Annotated in this window: 12 protein-coding genes and 1 tRNA gene; 3 read left to right on the top strand and 10 right to left on the bottom strand. The window is 58.8% G+C overall.

The window, feature by feature from the left end:
* Nucleotides 1-315 precede the first annotated feature (315 nt).
* The gene (locus tag GTP27_RS21070; RefSeq protein ID WP_161041066.1) at nt 316-1,155 is read right to left on the bottom strand and encodes a DUF2971 domain-containing protein; all 840 of its coding nucleotides are present in this window, start codon (nt 1,153-1,155) and stop codon (nt 316-318) included.
* Nucleotides 1,156-1,329: 174 nt separating this feature from the next.
* Here GTP27_RS21070 and GTP27_RS21065 point away from each other — a divergent pair, with 174 nt between their 5' ends.
* Both GTP27_RS21065 and GTP27_RS21060 read left to right on the top strand, forming a co-directional pair.
* Complete coding sequence (locus GTP27_RS21065; protein WP_202416974.1) at nt 1,330-2,319, top strand: antA/AntB antirepressor family protein; 990 nt, start codon at nt 1,330-1,332, stop codon at nt 2,317-2,319.
* A 101-nt stretch (nt 2,320-2,420) separates the two neighbouring features.
* Nucleotides 2,421-2,615 carry a helix-turn-helix transcriptional regulator gene (locus GTP27_RS21060; protein WP_161041065.1) on the top strand — a complete coding sequence of 65 codons (195 nt, stop codon included), beginning with the start codon at nt 2,421-2,423 and terminating at the stop codon, nt 2,613-2,615.
* Between the two features lie 163 nt (nt 2,616-2,778).
* Here the strand turns inward: GTP27_RS21060 and GTP27_RS21055 are convergent.
* The 5 genes from GTP27_RS21055 to GTP27_RS21035 form a co-directional block, all read right to left on the bottom strand.
* Nucleotides 2,779-2,855, bottom strand: a tRNA-Pro gene (locus GTP27_RS21055).
* Nucleotides 2,856-2,939: 84 nt separating this feature from the next.
* A complete protein-coding gene (locus tag GTP27_RS21050; protein ID WP_161041064.1) occupies nt 2,940-3,554 on the bottom strand; it encodes a TetR/AcrR family transcriptional regulator in 615 nt (204 codons plus the stop codon).
* 138 nt (nt 3,555-3,692) lie between these two features.
* Nucleotides 3,693-5,129, bottom strand: coding sequence for an efflux transporter outer membrane subunit (locus GTP27_RS21045; protein WP_161041063.1), 1,437 nt, complete (start codon nt 5,127-5,129; stop codon nt 3,693-3,695).
* Nucleotides 5,130-5,143: 14 nt separating this feature from the next.
* Nucleotides 5,144-8,278, bottom strand: coding sequence for an efflux RND transporter permease subunit (locus GTP27_RS21040; protein WP_161041062.1), 3,135 nt, complete (start codon nt 8,276-8,278; stop codon nt 5,144-5,146).
* A gap of 12 nt (nt 8,279-8,290) precedes the next feature.
* Complete coding sequence (locus tag GTP27_RS21035; RefSeq protein ID WP_161041061.1) at nt 8,291-9,493, bottom strand: efflux RND transporter periplasmic adaptor subunit; 1,203 nt, start codon at nt 9,491-9,493, stop codon at nt 8,291-8,293.
* Nucleotides 9,494-9,746: 253 nt separating this feature from the next.
* Between GTP27_RS21035 and GTP27_RS21030 the strand changes: the two genes are divergently transcribed.
* Nucleotides 9,747-11,849, top strand: coding sequence for a diguanylate cyclase domain-containing protein (locus tag GTP27_RS21030; protein WP_229634269.1), 2,103 nt, complete (start codon nt 9,747-9,749; stop codon nt 11,847-11,849).
* Between the two features lie 37 nt (nt 11,850-11,886).
* Here the strand turns inward: GTP27_RS21030 and GTP27_RS21025 are convergent, their stop codons facing one another.
* From GTP27_RS21025 to GTP27_RS21010, 4 genes are all read right to left on the bottom strand, one after another.
* Nucleotides 11,887-13,797, bottom strand: coding sequence for an MFS transporter (locus GTP27_RS21025; RefSeq protein WP_161041059.1), 1,911 nt, complete (start codon nt 13,795-13,797; stop codon nt 11,887-11,889).
* 166 nt (nt 13,798-13,963) lie between these two features.
* Nucleotides 13,964-15,034, bottom strand: a complete 1,071-nt coding sequence (locus tag GTP27_RS21020) for an ABC transporter ATP-binding protein (RefSeq protein ID WP_161041058.1) — start codon at nt 15,032-15,034, stop codon at nt 13,964-13,966.
* 28 nt (nt 15,035-15,062) lie between these two features.
* On the bottom strand, nt 15,063-16,838 hold the full coding sequence (locus tag GTP27_RS21015; protein ID WP_161041057.1) for an ABC transporter permease: 1,776 nt from the start codon (nt 16,836-16,838) through the stop codon (nt 15,063-15,065).
* A 110-nt stretch (nt 16,839-16,948) separates the two neighbouring features.
* Complete coding sequence (locus GTP27_RS21010; protein WP_161041056.1) at nt 16,949-18,037, bottom strand: ABC transporter substrate-binding protein; 1,089 nt, start codon at nt 18,035-18,037, stop codon at nt 16,949-16,951.
* Nucleotides 18,038-18,060: the final 23 nt, after the last annotated feature.

The raw sequence follows: 18,060 nt of genomic DNA, 5'->3' as shown, positions 1-18,060 counted from the left end.
CAGCACCAGGCATGCAGCCTGCTGTTTGAACTCCGGGGAAAACGTACGTCTCTGCTTGCTCATCAAACACCTCTCCATGGCGAGTATTCTCGCCTAAATCAGTGTCCGGATACATTAAACCACTACAATTCAGACTTAGCTGAAGTAAGTTAAAGGGCAGTGCAATGCTGCCCACCAGCGCCAGCGAAGCGCTACAGATATTTTAAAAAGCCTGTGGCGTAGATTGCATAGGGGGCTGGCCGCGTTAAGTAGCCCGATGGACACCCCGACTTTTCTCACCTACAACCCACCTTCTCAAATTTTTTTTAGGTTTTTCTATCTGAACGTTACTTTTGACTTTTCAATTTCAACATCACCAAAGCCATTACATCGCAAGAACTCGCGAAGATTATCTAACTCTTTTTCTTTACTGCATGGGCCAACAGTAATTTTCTTCAACGACTTCATTACCCCATATTCAAATGGATAAACTGGCTCTTGAACGGAAGAATATTCAAAGTAAGGAGTAATACCGAAACGACCATTTCTCCACTTTCTTTCTCTCAATGGTTCAAAGTTAGTTCCACCATCAACCTCATTAGAGGTAAATGGAGCATAAATCAAACGATATTCTTTCTCTGCCTCAAAATAACTGCTCTTAGTTACTTGCGCAAGTATATGAACCAATTTTGCATAATCTCTCCATAATTCACTTGATGAGCGCTGCGCCTCTGTCTCAACAAAAGTAACCATAGACCTTGCCAATTTCTCGACCTCACTATCAGAGGCATAGAAGACATTGGTTAAGCATAGGCCACCTTTTTGCCGACTTGGCACAGCCCCACCAAATTCTTCCCAATCCAATAACTTTACGGAATAAGTCGGCTTTCGACAAAGCAAAGTGGAATCAAAACCTAACGCAAAACCTTGGCCTCTGTCACCATACGATTGCCACTGATATAAATCATCACCTTTGGATGAAAAACAAACAGCATAAAAATTATAGTTTTCTATCTCTCGATGAAAAGCTTCAATTGTTTTAAGTGGAATCTTTAATCTTTGGAATTCATCATCAATAAATTGAATAACCTTATTTAAGAAAAATTTTATTTCAGCCGTATCATTCATTGCACTTAACGACGAAAGCCATAATTTCTTCTCCTTAACGATGTTCATTAATGCATTGGAATCGCAATAGTGATATATGGTCGGCATAAGTATTAGAAAATTTAAAATTTAGCTATTCGGTCTCGGCAAGTGTAAATCAGTTTCATAGCTTCAACAACAAGTGCAATTTGAAATTTTCCGTATATTTTAGTGAGAATTTAACTCCCTACATATCCGAATCTTATGCGCAAGCCGGTAGGGGCTGTGTCTACAGCTACAGCACACAACCCTGCCCGTGCAGCAACTGTTGCACCTAGTGACGTAACCTTTTACAAACCTGCTGCACCTACGCCGGAACCTGTAGTTAGCACCATCACCACCGTGCAAGACATTGGCGTGAACATGGGCGCTGTAGTAGGCGGTGAAACCATCGAAACCGTGAATGCACGTCAGCTTCACGCCTTCCTGCAAGTAGGAAAAGACTTCAGTACGTGGATTAAGGCTCGTATTGACAAGTATGGCTTTGTTTATGGTGTCGATTTTAGAACTACCGAATATTCCCCCAATTTGGGGAATAATACTCAAGGGCGTGGTCGCCCAACCATCGACTACCATATTTCCTTAGACATGGCTAAGGAGCTAGCTATGGTGGGGCGTTCTGCTAAGGGTAAGGAAGCAAGGCAATCCTACATAAGTATTTCCCTGCAAAAGTGCCAACTGTTTTCGGTGAAATATCATCAGCGAAATTTTACGCTCATACAAAAATCAGCTTGCGAGAGATCTTTCCTTCATACTGAAGTGCCGATTTTCAACGGTGCTACACGTAAAGTTCTTACCGTGCTGGGTGAAAAACACGCTCCTAAATTTTTAGGAACGCAAAAATACGGCAACAACATCACCCGTACTAGGCGAAAAAGCAGTTCCGTAAAATTTCGGGGCTGCTTTTTACACTTTGAACGGCGCTACTCGTTGTCGTACTGGGCGAAAAGGGGTGCCCAAAATTTTTGGGACACTACCAAAATCCACGCTCCCAAATTTTTGGGAACGGCTTTTTACACTCTTTACCCAACTAGGGAAATCGTATCAGCCAAATTTTCGGCTCATACGAAAATCAAGGGAGCATGGACGAGCAAGGCCACGAAAGTAAGCCTGTTGCGCTCTAGCCTCGTATCAAATCTAAACGGGTCAGACTATTTTGTAAGTTTACTTACAAAGCCCTTGTTTCGCCTCTAGCGCATCGCTAATAATGCGGGTGCGTGTCAGGCACCCTGCCTGTCAGCAACAACCCTAAACACTCTACAAGGAGCCGAAAAACTAGATTAGAAGGAGGATTGATGTTTCAGAATCAGCTTATTAATGTCCAACAGGTAGCCAATATCTTGTGCGCCAGCGTATCAGGCGTGTGGGAGAAGGCAAAGAGCCAGCCAGACTTTCCCAAGCCGTTTAAACTATCAGCGAAGCAGACGAGATGGAAACTATCAGAAGTCAACGCTTACATCGAGATGAAGCAGGCAACAGCGCTGCAATGACATAGAAGCCGTAATCAGAAATGATTGCGGCTTTTTCATTGGTGGGTTGTAGAGCAGTGGAGCACGGAAGGAAATTGGTGCACAGATGGTGCACGGAGCCAGAAAAGAAAAAAGACCTACGATCAGCTAGATTCGCAAGTCTTTGATTTCATTACATCTTTTCTGGTCGGGGCGAGAAGATTCGAACTTCCGACCCCTTGCACCCCATGCAAGTACGCTACCAGGCTGCGCTACGCCCCGACTAGAATTAAATTATAACAGCCACTTTAAGCATTTGTCATGTTTGCTTTCATGCAGCGACTATTGTCTGCAGCCAGCACTACACTAAGTCATCAGCAAAGCCCGCATGGCGCAGCGGAAACCTTCCACCAATCCAGCTCTATCCATGTCGGGCCGCTGGATGCCGCGCACCGGCAGGCCATGAAAGAAACTCACCAGCGTATTCAGCCTGCCATCGAGCAGGACATCATCGACCGGTAGATTGCGCTGCTCGCGACCACGCTTGACCAGTTCGCGCAGTTGTTTATGCGCACGCTCATCAACTTCCTTGAGCTTTGCCGCAATTACAGGGTTACGCGACGCTTCCGAATACATCTCCAGTGGCACATGCCACGGTTGCGGATCGAGCGACTCGTCCACATGCTTGGGCGCGTCCTCCAGCATCGCTTCCAGCGGATCGTCGCGACTGCCCAGATCACGCAGCAGTCCGGCCACATACTCCGCTTCACGCTCGACGAAGGCCAGAATAATGGCGTCCTTGCTGTCGAAGTAGTTATAGATATGGCCCGCGCTCATGCCGGCCTGCTTGGATATCTCCGACATGCTGGCGCCATGGAAGCCGCTACGGGCAAAACACAGTGCAGCCGCCTCCAGTACCTGATTGCGCCGCTGCTCGGCGCGCTCGGGGTCGGTACGGCGTTTTACGGGAGCTGTGCTCATGCTAGTTCCTAATCTGATGACTGGCCAATGGCGGACTTGAGGCGGTACTGTGGCGAAGCATACGGTATTTGTCAATTTGGCGGATAGGCAGCGCGACCGCCAAACAACACCGGCCACGCTGCCCGCCCGCTATCACCCCTAACCGCGCGGGCTGGCGCTTTCCGGCTGCCAGCCACCGCCCAGCACCTTGTACAGCGCCACTGCGTTGCTGGATTGCTCCAGTTGCGCACCGATCAGCCCCTGTTGTGCTGCATACAGCGCACGCTGCGCCACCAGCGCGGCCAGATGCGATTCGCTGCCCTGACGGTAGCGCGCATCGTGAATGCGGTAGCTCTTGTCTGCCGCACTGACCAGCGCCGTCTGGGCCTCCACCCGCTGCACCAGCGTGCCGCGCTGGGCCAGCGCATCGGACACTTCACGGAAGGCCGATTGTATGGCCTTCTCGTATTGCGCCAGCGAGATATCGCGATTGGCTTTGGCGATGTTCAGATTGGCGCGGTTCACACCACCGTCAAAAACCGGCAGATTGATCTGGGGGATGAAACTCCACGTGGACGAACCGGCTTTGAACAGGCCATTCAGGCTGGTGCTGGCGCTGCCGCCACTGGCCGTCAGCGACATGCTGGGGAAGAAGGCGGCACGTGCCACGCCGATATTCGCATTCGCTGCACGCAGTGCACGCTCGGCTTCCTGCACATCGGGACGGCTGGTCAGCACATCCGATGGCAGGCCAGCAGGGATCGCAGCCAGCGTGGAGTTGACCTGCAGCGCGCCTGCGGGCAGCAAGGCGGCAGGCAGTTCGGCACCGACCAGCAGGCGCAGCGCGTTCGCATCCAGCGCCACCTGCGCCGTGTACAGCGCCACGTCGCTACGCGCCGCTTCCACACTGCTCTGGGCTTCATACAGGTCAACGCCGGAACTGACACCACCGGCCTGACGCTTCTGTATCAGCTGATAGGAAGCCAGCTGACTTTGCAGCGTGTCATTCGCCAGTTTCAGGCGCTGCTGGTCGGCACCCAGCGTCAGGTAGGCGTTGGCCACTTCGGCAACCAATGTAATCTGCTGGGCGCGGCGGGCTTCTTCCGTGGCGAGATAGCTTTGCAGCCCTGCCTCCGAAAGATTACGCACCTTGCCGAAGAAGTCCAGCTCATAGGCCGCCATACTTAGGCCACCGCTGTACTGGCGGTTGATCTGGGCCGCACCGCTGCCGCTCATCGTCGCCGGCGTGCGGCTGGCTGTCTGGTTCACCGTGGCCGACAGCTTGGGCAGCAGCGCAGCACTATCGATGTTGTACTGGGCTTTAGCCTTGTCGATATTCAGCGCCGACACGCGCAGATCACGATTGTTGGCCAGCGCCAGCGCGATGACTTCGCGCAGGCTGGCATCGGCAAAATAGTCACGCCACAGAATTTCCGAGGCTGGCTGGGCGGCGCTGGCCGCAACCGGCAGCGCCTGATATGCCGCGCCCTGCGGCCATGCCGCATCAACGCCGCTGGCTGCCTGCGGCAGCACAGGCGCCAGACTGCAACCGGCCAGCAGCGCCAGCGTCGCCAGCGAGATCAGAGTTTTTTGCATGCTCGTTTTCATGATTAGTTGACCTCCACCGTGCTGGCCGGAGCAGCTTTTTTCTGCCCGAAGTAGCCACGCACCAGCACAAAGAACAGCGGTACAAAGAAGATGCCGAGGAAGGTGGCCGACAGCATGCCACCCAGCACACCAACACCGATTGCATTCTGGCTACCGGAACCGGCACCGCTGGCCAGCGCCAGTGGCAGCACGCCCAGACCGAAAGCGATAGAGGTCATCAGGATCGGCCGCAGACGCAGACGCACTGCCTGCAGCGTGGCCTCTCTCAGCGCCACACCCTGCTCCTGCAGTTCCTTGGCAAACTCCACGATCAGAATCGCATTCTTCGCCGCCAGACCGATCACCGTCAGCAGGCCCACCTGGAAGTACACATCGTTCGACAGTTTGAACACAAACGTAGCCAGCACGGCACCGATGACGCCCAGCGGCACCACCAGCAGCACCGAGAACGGAATCGACCAGCTCTCGTACAATGCCGCCAGACAGAGGAACACGATCAGCAGCGACAGCGCATACAGCTGGGTAGTCTGCGAACCGGAATCACGTTCTTCCGTCGACAGGCCGGTCCACTCGTAGGCGATGCCGGGTGGCAGCTTGGCCGCCATCTTCTCGATCTCCGCCATTGCCACGCCCGAGCTCAGACCCGGCGCCGGCATGCCGAGGATCTCGGTGGACGGCATGCCGTTGTAGCGTTCCAGCCGTGGCGACGCATAGATCCACTGGCCGCTGGCGAAGGCCGAGAATGGCACCATCTCGCCCTGGGCATTGCGCGCAAACCATTTGCCCAGATCTTCCGGCGCCATGCGCGACTCGGCGGCACCCTGCATATACACTTTCTTGACACGGCCACGGTCGACGAAATCGTTCACGTAGGCGCTGCCCCATGCGGTACTGAGCACCTTGTTCACCTCGTCGATGGACAGGCCCAGCGCTGCCGCCTTCTGCTGATCGATGGTGATCTTGTACTGCGGCGTATCATCCTGGCCGTTAGGACGCACGGCCATCAGCAGCGGGTTCTGTGCCGCCATACCCAGCATCTGGTTACGGGCAGCCATCAGCGCTTCGTGGCCCAGCCCAGCGCGATCCTGCAATTGCAGATCGAAACCGCTGGCATTACCGAGTTCGATCACGGCAGGCGGCGCAAAGGCGAACACCATCGCATCCTTGATGCGCGAGAAGCTGCCCATGGCACGGCCAACAATGGCGTCCACCCGCATGGCAGCGCCTTTACGTTCCGACCAGTCCTTCATGCGCACAAAAGCGATGCCGGTATTCTGGCCATTGCCGCTGAAGCTGAAGCCGGCCACGGCGAACACCGAGTCCACCGCCGCTTTTTCCTCGTTCATGAAATGCTGCTCGACCTGTTCGATCACTTTCAGCGTGCGCTGCTGGGTAGCGCCAGTAGGCAGCTGGATCTGGGCGAACAGCACGCCCTGATCTTCTTCCGGCAGGAAGGAGGTGGGCAGACGCATGAACAGCGCAGCCAGTGCGGCCAGCAGCACTGCATACAGCACCAGCGTACGGCCCTGACGGTTGAGAATGGCGCTGACCCAGCCCTGATAGGTATTGCTGCCACGCTCGAAACTGCGGTTGAACCAGCCGAAGAAACCGGTGTTGCTGGCGTGATGGCCCTGCTCCACCGGCTTGAGCAGCGTAGCGCACAGTGCAGGCGTAAATACCATCGCCACCAGCACCGACAGCACCATGGCCGAAACGATAGTAATGGCGAACTGGCGATAGATCACGCCGGTGGAACCGCCGAAGAAAGCCATAGGCACGAACACGGCCGACAGCACCAACGCAATGCCCACCAGCGCGCCGCTGATCTGCCCCATGGATCTGCGCGTCGCTTCCAGCGGCGACAAGCCCTCCTCCGTCATCACCCGCTCGACGTTTTCCACCACCACAATCGCATCGTCCACCAGCAGGCCGATAGCCAGCACCATGGCGAACATGGTCAGCGTATTGATCGAGTAGCCGAACGCCGACAGAATGGCGAAAGTACCGAGCAGCACCACCGGCACGGCCATGGTAGGAATCAGGGTAGCGCGGAAGTTCTGCAGGAACAGATACATCACGAGGAATACCAGCAGCACCGCTTCAACCAGCGTCTTCACCACTTCTTCGATAGACAGCTTGACGAAGGGCGTGGTGTCATAAGCCACCACAGCTTTCATCCCGGCCGGGAACTGCTTTTCCATCTGGGCGATTTTGGCTTTTACCGCTTTGGCCGTATCGAGCGCATTCGCGCCCGTGGCCAGCTTCACCGCCACGCCCGTAGCAGGCTTGCCGTTGTAGCGCGCCAGCACATTGTAGTTCTCGCTACCGAGCTCGATGCGCGCCACGTCGCGCAGATACACGGTAGCGCCGCTGCTGGCCGTTTTCAGCAATATCGCGCCAAACTGTTGCGGCGTCTGCAGGCGGCTCTGGGCCGACACGGTGGCATTCAGTTGCTGGCCCGGCAGCGCAGGCGCGCCGCCCAGCTCACCGGCCGAGACTTCGGCATTCTGCGCCTGAATAGCTGCCGTCACATCGGCCGGCGTGAGCTGGTAGCTGTGCAGCTTGGCCGGATCGAGCCAGATCCGCATCGCATACTGCGCGCCGAACGAGGTCACATCGCCCACGCCTTCTACGCGGCTCAGGCTATCGATCACATCGGAGGCCACGTAGTCGCCCAGATCGGCCTGCGTCATCTTGCCATCTTCCGACACGAAGCCCAGCACCATCAGGAAGTTCATGGTGGCCTTGGTCACCACCAGCCCCTGCTGGGTAACAATGGCCGGCAGCAGCGGCGTGGCCAGCTGCAGCTTGTTCTGCACCTGCACCTGCGCGATATCGGGATTGGTGCCGCTCTTGAAGGTCAGCGTGATGCTGATGCCGCCCGTGCCATCACTGGACGAGGACATGTAGCGCAAGCCATCGATGCCCTTCATTTTCTGTTCGATCACCTGCGTCACCGCGTCTTCCACGGTTTTGGCGGAGGCCCCCGGATACGAACCCGTAATCGAAATCGAAGGCGGCGCAATGCTAGGGTATTGTGCGATCGGCAGGCCGCTAATGGCAATTGCGCCCGCCAGCATGATGACGATGGCCACGACCCACGCAAAGATAGGCCGGTCTATAAAAAATCGTGACATGAACTGCCTCCTTTATTGCGCGCTGCCATGCGCAGCGGAGCTGCTGGCCTGCGCCGTGGCTGCCGCTGGCTTGGCCACTTGTGCCGCCGCACCCGGCTGGACTTTCTGCAAGCCTTCCACGATCAGCAGATCGCCTGCCTTGAGGCCGGACTTGACCAGCCACTTATCGCCATGCGTACCGCCAGTAACCAGCATGCGCTGCTCCACCTTGCCCTGCGGGTTCAGCACCAGTGCGGTAGCTTCGCCTTTCTGATTACGGCTCACGCCCTGCTGCGGCACGGCGATGGCCTGCTCGCTCACGCCTGCATCAACCACGGCGCGCACGAACATGCCGGGCAGCAGATCATGGTGCGGATTGGGGAAGATGGCGCGCAGCGTCACGTTGCCCGTGCCGGGATCCACCGTCACATCGGAGAACTGCAGCTTGCCCTCCTGCGCGTAGCGGCTGCCGTCCGACAGCAACAGGTGCACGCTAGCCTGCTGGGCGCCCCGTTTCAGGCTGCCGCTTTCCAGTTCCCGTTTCAGGCGCAGCAGATCTTCGCTAGACTGGGTGACATCGACATAAATAGGATCAAGCTGCTGCACGGTGGCCAGCGCCGTGCTCTGCCCCGCCGTCACCAGCGCACCGGCTGTCACGCTGGAGCGGCTGATACGGCCGCTGATCGGCGCTTCCACCTTGGTGTACTGCAGATTGATGCTGGCCGTTTCCAGCGCCGCCGCGGCCACCGACACATCGGCCTTGGCCTGCTCGTGCGCGGCCACGGCATCGTCATATTCCTGCTTGCTCACGCCTTCGATCGCCAGCAGCTCCTTGTAGCGCGCTGCCTTGGGTGCGCTGCTCAGCAGATTGGCCTGCGCCTTGACCAGCGCCGCCTTGGCCGACTGGTAGGCCGCCTGATAGCTGGCCGCATCGATCTGGTACAGGGCAGCGCCAGCCTGCACATCGGCGCCTTCGACAAACAGACGTTTCCGGATCAGCCCTCCGACCTGCGGGCGCACTTCGGCCACCTGATAGGCGCTGGTGCGGCCCGGCAGTTCGGTGCTGATCTGTAGCGCTTGCGGCGCTACTTTGAAAACGCCCACCTCCGCCACCTGCGCATGAGGTGCTTCGGAGCTGGAACGGGAACAAGCGCTGAGAGTGAGCACAGCGCTGGCAGAAATCAGTGCGACGAGGCGGGTCGTGCGCAGATTCGGGGGGCAGAAACGAGCTTCCATGTGAATTCTTTCTGAATAAAAAATAAGCACAGACATTAGAATGAACGATCATTCTAATTAAGTCAAGCAACATTTCCCCGAGCAAGCTGTCGAAAACGTGGTGTTTCGGCCGCTCGCAAGAGTGAAATCTCCTTCCGTTCCCCGCTGCGCACTCGGGCCGGTGCTACAATGATTTATTTCCCACAGTCATTGTTTTGGTCGTCTGTACATGATTTTCGCGTCCCCAACACGTGCCAGACGGCCCCGCCTGACTATGCTGATCACAGCGGGTCTGGCTGCCGCCGTGCTGCTTGCTGTACTGGTCACTCTGGGGCTGGTGAACCACTACACCCGGCAAAACACCGAGCGCGATGCGCGCGAGCACCTGCAGCAGCTGTCATGGCAGATGCGCGACACTCTCAACCGCGTGGTGCAGACCGCCATCAACGACATCAAGCTGGTGCGCGAACTGCCCCAGATCAGCCATCCCCATACGCCGGAGGAAGCGCGCAAGGTGCTGGAAGCACTGCAGAAATCCTCGCCCGATTACGCGTGGATAGGGCTGGCCCGGGCCGACGGCAAAGTGTATGCCGCCACCCAGAGCACGCTGGAAGGGCAGGACATCAGTACGCGCAACTGGTTCAACCATGGGCGCGAGCGCTACTACGCCAGCGACTACCACCCCACCACCCTGCTGGGCAAAAAGCTGCCGGGCGGTACCGACCCGTGGCGCTTCGTCGATGTGGCCGGCCCCGTGCCAGACGCCGATGGCAAACTGCGCGGCGTGCTGTGCGTGCAGATGAACTGGGGCTGGGTGCGCCGTCTGGTTCAGACCATGCTGCCGTCCACCAGCGGCCAGAAGGAAGTGGAGCTATTCGTGCTGCGCGCTGACGGCACCGTCATCCTCGGGCCACAGGGAACGGAAGAAACCGTGGTGCGCAGCACCAGCCTGACGCTAGCCCGGAACGGCACAGCAGGCAGCGTGCGCGAAAGCTGGGGCGATGGCAAAACCTATCTGACCGCCTACGCCAACACGGGCAATAGCGAGGAACCCGGCAATCTGGACTGGACCGTGCTGGTGCGCCAACCCGACGCTGTTGCGATGGCCGGTGCCGATGCCCTGCAGCGCCCCATACTGCTGCTGGGTGGCCTGCTGGCGGTACTGGCAGCGCTGCTAAGCATGCTGCTGACGCGCCGCCTGCTGGCACCGCTCAATGCTCTCAGTGGCGACATCCAGAAGCGGCTGGCCGCACAGGACAGCAGCGCCCCCCTGCCGCCGATTGCACCGGTCGAAAGCTTCCACGAAGCGCAGGTACTGTCGCAAGCCTTGGCGGAACTGGTGCGCAAGGAAGAAAGCCATCTTGATTCGCTGCGCAACCTGAACGAGCGGCTGGAATCCACCGTCGCCCAGCGTACGCGTGAAATCGCCGGCAAGGCCATGCTGCTGGAGCGCGCACTGGCGCAGGAACAGAGCACCCAGATGCTGCTGCAGGAACGCGCTGCCGAACTGCGCGCGATTCTCGATAACGCCTACGATGCCTTCATCGCGCTCGATCCCGGCGGCGTGGTGCTGGACTGGAACCGGCAGGCCGAAAAACTGCTGGGCTGGCGCCGCGCCGAAGTGATCGGCCAGCCGCTGGCCTCCATGGTGCTGCCGCCGCTACTGCGCCGCGCCTACGAACGCGATATGCGCCAGCTGGCCGAGAGCGGTGGCGACACTGTGCTGAACCGGCGCATCGAGCTGACCCTGCATAACCGCGCCGGACAGGAACTGACTGTGGAAGTGGCGCTGGCCTACGTGCCGCGCAGTACGGGCCATCTGTTCATCGCCTTCCTGCACGATATCAGCGAGCGCAAATCGCTGTTTGCCTCGATGGAGGCGATGGCACTGCGCGATACCCTGACTGGTCTGCCTAACCGGCGCGCCCTGCTGGTGGCCCTGAACGAAGCCATACAGCGCGCCAATCGCTTGCGCCAGAACTGCGCGGTATTCTTCGTCGATCTGGACCGCTTCAAGCAGATCAATGACCGCTACGGCCATGAAGAAGGCGACGAGCTGCTGCGCCAGTTTGCCGCGCGCCTGCGCGACAACGTGCGCAAGACCGACACCGTGGGCCGGCTGGCTGGCGATGAATTTGTCGTGATACTGGAAAATCTGCAGGACGATAGCGCGGCGCAGGAGACCGCCGACAAGCTGCGCCCTGCACTGCTGCAGCCCTTCAGACTGAAAACCACCAGCGTCACGCTGGGGGCCAGCATCGGTATCGCCGTGCACCATCCCGATGATCCGCACGATATCGAAATGCTGCTGGGCCGGGCCGACCGTGCCATGTATCAGGACAAGCAGCTAGGCAAACCGCAGCGCATACGCCGCTAGACTATCTGGCCGCAGCCAGCGGAAAAACTCGCGGCGCTTACTTCCAGTCGCCGCGCAAGCGCAGCACCAGTTGCTGCAGGTGTTCCGGCGTAACGTCCTGCGGTGCTACAGCTTCCCCCACGGCCAGCTCCAGACGCGAACGCAGGCCGCTGCGGAAGGCCCGCTCCAGCACATTATCGGCGCTACGGCTCAGCAGATGGCCCCACAAGCCACGCAGGGCCATAGGAATCACCGGCACCTTGCTGCGCTCAACGATCTTGCTGACGCCAGTCCTGAAGGGATTGATCTCGCCGGTGCGGGTCAGCTGGCCTTCGGGGAAAATGCACACCAGATCGCCCTCGTGCAGCGCCTGCGCGATATCCACGAAGGCCTTTTCCATCAGCCATGGATCCTCTTTAGCCGATGCAATCGGAATGGCGCGCGCCGTGCGGAACACCCAGCCCAGCAGCGGGGTCCTGAAAATCTGGTGGTCCATCACGAAGCGGATGGGACGCGGGCTGGCCGCCATGATCACTATCGCATCGACATAGCTCACGTGATTACACACCAGCACCGCTGCGCCGTCGACGGGAATCCGTTCGGCATCGACGCTGCGTACGCGGTGCACCGTCTGGATCAGCAGCCACGCGAGGAAGCGCATGAGGAATTCCGGCACCAGCGAGAAGATGTACAGCGCCACCAGTGCATTGAGCAGCGCCGTGACCAGGAACAGTTGAGGGATGGTGTAGCCCTGCCCCAGCAGCAGAATGGCCACACCGGCAGCCGTCACCATGAACAGCGCATTCAGAATATTCATGCCGGCGATAGTGCGCGACAGGTGTGATGGCTCGCAGCGGGTCTGGATCAGCGCAAACAGGGGAACGATGTAGAAGCCGCCGAACAGCCCGATCAGCAGCACATCGGCCAGAATATGCGGCACGCCCGGCTGATGCAGCAGAGCCAGCGCATCGAACTGCGCAGCCGAAGTTGCAGCGGCAGCCAGCGTAGTATGGATGCCGCGGCTGGCGAAATACAGGTCGGCGCCGAACAGGGTCAGACCGATAGCGCCAAACGGCACCAGCCCGATTTCTACCTTGCGGCCAGACAGGCGCTCGCACAGCAGCGAGCCGCAGCCCACACCGAGCGAGAACACCGTGAGCAGCAGCACAAATACGCTATGGTCGCCCAGCAGATAATCCTTGGCGAACACGGGGAACTGGGCCAGCACCAGCGCACCGTAGAACCAGAACCACGAATTGCCCAGCATGGCCAGAAACACCACGCGGTTCTTGCGCGAGTAGCTGATGTTGCGCACCGATTCGCCGACAAAATTCCAGCTCACTTTCAGCTCCGGCACCGGCGCTGGTGAATACGGGATGCGGTAGCTGGCCACCAGCCCCAGTGCCGCCACGGCCAGTGTCGCCAGCGCTTCGTAGGCTATGCCATGGGGCTGTTGCACCACCAGCAGCGCGCCGAAAATCTCGCCCAGCAGGATGCCGACAAAGGTGCCCATTTCCGTGACGCCGTTGCCGCCCATAAGCTCCTCGGGCTGCAACTGCTGCGGCAGATAGGCATATTTGACGGGGCCGAACAGGGTGGAATGCACGCCCATGCCGACCACGCCCAGCACCAGCAGCCACAAGGTATGGGTGAACCAGCCTAGCGCCGCCACCGTCATGATGCCCAGTTCCAGCCACTTCACCAGCCGGGTCAGCGCGCCCTTCTCGTATTTCTCTGCCAGCTGTCCGGCCGTGGCCGAGAACAGCACGTAGGGCAGGATGAACAGCCCCGGAATCAAGTTGGTAATCAGGGCCGGCGACAGATCGGTCCAGCTAAGGGCGTCGTAGGTAATGATGACGACCAGTGCGGTCTTGAACAGATTATCGTTGAGCGCACCAAGGAACTGGGTCCAGAAAAACGGCGCGAAGCGGCGTTGCATCAACAGGGAAAACTGATTGGGCTGGCTCATGCTGGGCAGGTCCGTTCAATATAGGGAAACCGGAAAGATTGAACGGATTATAACCTCAGGTTTTGGCCCCGGTTTGCGCAAAGCGGCCAGCGCAGAAAATTCGCTGCCTATAAAAAGACGGCGCCGGGCATTAGCCGGGCGCCGCTACTAAGGAAAACAGGATGAATCAGAACACCCACAGCTTATCGGCAGGCAGTTGCAGCCAGTAGTTGCCCGCCTCCAGCTTGTACTTGGAATGGGCGCGCACGCTGATGTCGCTGCCGTCGGTACTCTTGAACAGGCACTCGAAACGATCGCCCAGATACATGCAGGTCAGCAGCGGCAATTCGATAGCGTTGTCCACCGGCGTGGCGCTGATCTTCACTTCTTCCACCCGGATGATGGTGGCCGGTTCGGCGCCACCGGCGCCGCGTGCCGTTGCCTGCAGCGTTGCGCCGCCCAGCGCCAGCGTCACCTGCTGGCCGCTGCGCGCCGTCACCCTGGCAGGCAGGCGGTTATTACTGCCCATGAATTCGGCGCAGAACAGCGTCTCCGGCGTTTCGTACATGCTTTGCGGCGTGCCCTGCTGCTCGATCTTGCCGTTATTGAGCAGCAGGATACGGTCGGAAATCGCCATCGCTTCGGCCTGATCGTGCGTCACCATCAGGGCCGACAGGCCAAGGCGCACGATCAGCTCGCGCAGGAAAGCGCGGGCTTCTTCGCGCAGCTTGGCGTCGAGGTTGGACAAGGGCTCGTCCAGCAGTATCACCGGTGGGTTATACACCAGCGCACGCGCAATCGCCACGCGCTGCTGCTGGCCGCCGGACAGCTGGTGGGGGAAACGCTCGCCCAGATGGCCCAGGCCGAGGTTCTTCAGCACATCGTTGACCTTGTCCTTGATTTCGCTGGCGCCCAGCTTGCGCAGCTTGAGGCCATACGCCACGTTGTCGAACACGGTCTTGTGCGGCCAAAGCGCATACGACTGGAACACCAGGCCGAGATTGCGGTGCTCGGCAGGCAGTTCGAAAGCGCGGCTGCCATCGAATACGCTGCGTTCGCCGATGGCGATGGTGCCGGCTTTGGGGCTCTCCAGTCCGGCCACGGCGCGCAGCAGCGTGGTCTTGCCGCTGCCGGAAGGCCCCAGCAGCGCCACCACTTCGCCCTTCTGCAGGTGCATGGATACGCCCTTCAGGATGTGGTTCACATGGGCGCCGGAACCATAGTCCAGATGCAGATCATTGACGGTCAGTTCATTCATGATGATGTCTCGTTTCATATTTTTTAAACTAGTTATGTAACTTCACGCCAAAGCGCAGCGCCACGCCCAGCCCGATCGCCACCAGCGTAATATTGATGAACGATAGCGCCGCCACCAGATCGGTGGAGCCGGTTGCCCACAGCGAAACCAGCAGCGCGCCTATCACTTCCGTGCCGGGCGAGAGCAGATACACGCCGGTGGAATATTCGCGTTCGAAGATCAGGAACACCATCAGCCATGCGCCCAGCAAGCCGTATTTCACCAGCGGCACGGTGACATCGCGCGTGACCTGACCGCGGCTGGCGCCGACGGCACGAGCGGCTTCTTCCAGTTCCGGCCCCACCTGCAGCAGCGCCGTCGAGATCAGACGCATGCCGTAGGCCAGCCACACCACCGAATAAGCCAGCCACAGAGCGAAGATGGTCGAACGCAGGGAGCGCAGCAGCGGAATCGCGTGTTCGCTCAGCCAGATCGCAACGCCGTTATCCATGCCTTTAAGTACGCCATCGAGCCAGCTAGGCACGAACAGGAACACCCACAGGAAGGACAGGCCAGCCAGCAGGCCCGGTATGGCGCGTGGCACCAGCACGCTGTAATCGAGGAAGCGGGTAATGCCATCGGGCTTGCGGTGCATGGCCAGCGCAATTGCGCAGTAGCAGATCACGGCACAGGCACCGCCGATCACGCCGATCAGCACCGTATTCAGGATGCCGCGCATCAGCGCCGGCTGTTCCAGAATTTCGCGGAAGTGCTGCAGCGTCAGCACATCGGCCAGACGCACGCCCTCGCCCCAGTACTGCACGAAGGAGCGCAGCAGGATGCCCGACAGCGGCATGATGATGGTGATCATCAGCCAGCCGAAGATCAGCGCGAAGGCCAGCCATTTCCACTGACCCAGCGGCATGGGTTTGCTGCGCGCGCCCTTGCCCTTGATGGAGACGAATTTATTGGCCGACTTGAGCAGCCAGCGCTGCAGCATCACCAGCGGCATGGTCACGGCCACCAGACACACGGCCACGGCCGCCATCAGGTGGTAGGAAGGCGTACCGAGCTTGTTGGTTAGCTTATACAGATAGGTGGCCAGCACCAGATGGCCTTCCGGATCGCCCAGCACCAGCACCAGACCGAATACTTCGAAGCCGAGGAAGAATACCAGCACAGCGGCATAGGCCAGCGCCGGCGTCACCATGGGCAGCGACACATTGAACATTACCTGCAGTGGCGAAGCGCCGGTAACCCGAGCCGCTTCCTCGACATCGGAGCCGAGACTTTTCAGGGCCGATGAAGCGTACAGATACACGTGCGGTACATGGGTCAGACCGGCGATCACCACGATGCTGGTGAAGGAGTAGATATTCCATGGAATGAAGCCCAGCAGGTCTTTCACCCACAGCGAATAGAAGCCCACCGGCCCCATTGCCACGACGTAGCCGAAGCCCATCACCATGGGCGAGACGAAGATAGGCACCAGCAGCAGCGGCGTGATCAAGCCGCGGCCCGGCAGATCGGTACGTATCATCAGGAAGGCCAGCATGCCGCCCAGCGGCACGGCGATGACGGTCAGACCGGCCGCCAGCGCCAGCGCGTTCTTGAAGGCGACCGAAAAATCGGGGTCCTCGAAAATAAATTGGTAGGCGTCCAGTCCCAGCTCTTTGGCGGGCATGAAGAAAGGCGCATTCAGAAAGCTCTGATAGAAGATCAGAAGCAGTGGCAGGAAGATGGCGGTAGCGGCGAGCGTCACCACCACCCCGCGCGGCCAGTTAATACTGCGCCGGCCTGAGCCGGGGAGGTTCAGAGTTTGCATAGTGAGTCCGTGGTAGCGGATGGATGTAACGGCCAGCGCGCAGCAAAGGGCGCACGCCGGCTTGCCTGAGCGTCGTTGACGCCTAATTTCGGGCATACGGATCGCGGTGCTTACTTCTTGCCCGCGCTTTCCTTCCACTGTTTGAGGAAGGCCATGCGCTTGGCTGGTCCGAGGAATTGCAGCACCATGGGATGCACCGGAATCGGCTTGACCTTGTCTTTGCCGATCAGTTTGATCAGCTCTGCCGAAGTGGTTTCGCCTTTCACATCCTCGCGGATGGCGAACAGCTTGGAGTCATTGGCAATAATGGTCTGGCCGCGCTGCGACAGCAGATAGTCTACCCACAGCTTGGCCGCATTGACGTTCTTCGCGCTCTTGTTGATGAACTGTACGCGCGACAGAATCAGCGTGTAATCCTTGGGCAGCACCACGCCGATCGAAGGATCGGTCTTGGCGCGCACCAGCGCATAGGAGCCCAGCACGTTATAGCCGATCAGGTTTTCGCCCGAGGAGATACGCTCCATCATGGTGCCGGTGGAGGACTGCACACGCACCTTGGCTTCGCCGAAGGCGTTTTCCAGTTCCAGGAACTTGGGATTTTCGCGCGCATCCTGCGTCATGAACATAAAGCCGACGCCGGACTTCTCGATATCGTAGGTGGTGACCTTGTCCTTGAACTTGGGCTGCAGGATCAGCTTGGCGAAGTCGGCATGATTCTGCGGCACTTCTTTGGCATCGAGCAGGCGCTTGTTGTAGACGATAGCGGCCGGCTCGAACGTGGTGCCGTAGGCCTGGTCATCCCAGATAGCCCAGCCGGGAATTTTGGCCGATTCGACCGATTTGTACTTGAGCGCATAGCCATCCGAGGCGAGGCGCATCTGCAGGTCCATGGCGGACGACCACATGACGTCGGCGGTATTGCCGCCGGCTGCCACTTCGGAAATGAAGCGGTTATATACTTCGGTGGAATTCATGTCGTTGTATTCGACGGTAATGCCGGGATACAGCGCGTTGAAGTCCTTGATCAGTGGCTGGGTAGCCTTGCTGTCTGTCGCGCCATAGATCACCAGCTTGCCTTCCTTCTTGGCCGCATCGACGATCTTCTGGTAGTCGGCAGGATAGCCGGCCGGTGCCTGCGCCATGGCGGCGCCCGCAAACAGGGTGGCGCATGCAGCGGCCACAGTCATGTGTAACTTCATTGTTGTCTCCGTCGTTTTATTGG

Origin of the sequence: Duganella qianjiadongensis, from assembly GCF_009857915.1 — a bacterium.
GTDB lineage: Bacteria > Pseudomonadota > Gammaproteobacteria > Burkholderiales > Burkholderiaceae_D > Rugamonas > Rugamonas qianjiadongensis.
Note: the sequence above shows the minus strand (reverse complement) of the source record. Positions and strands in the feature narration are given on the sequence as shown.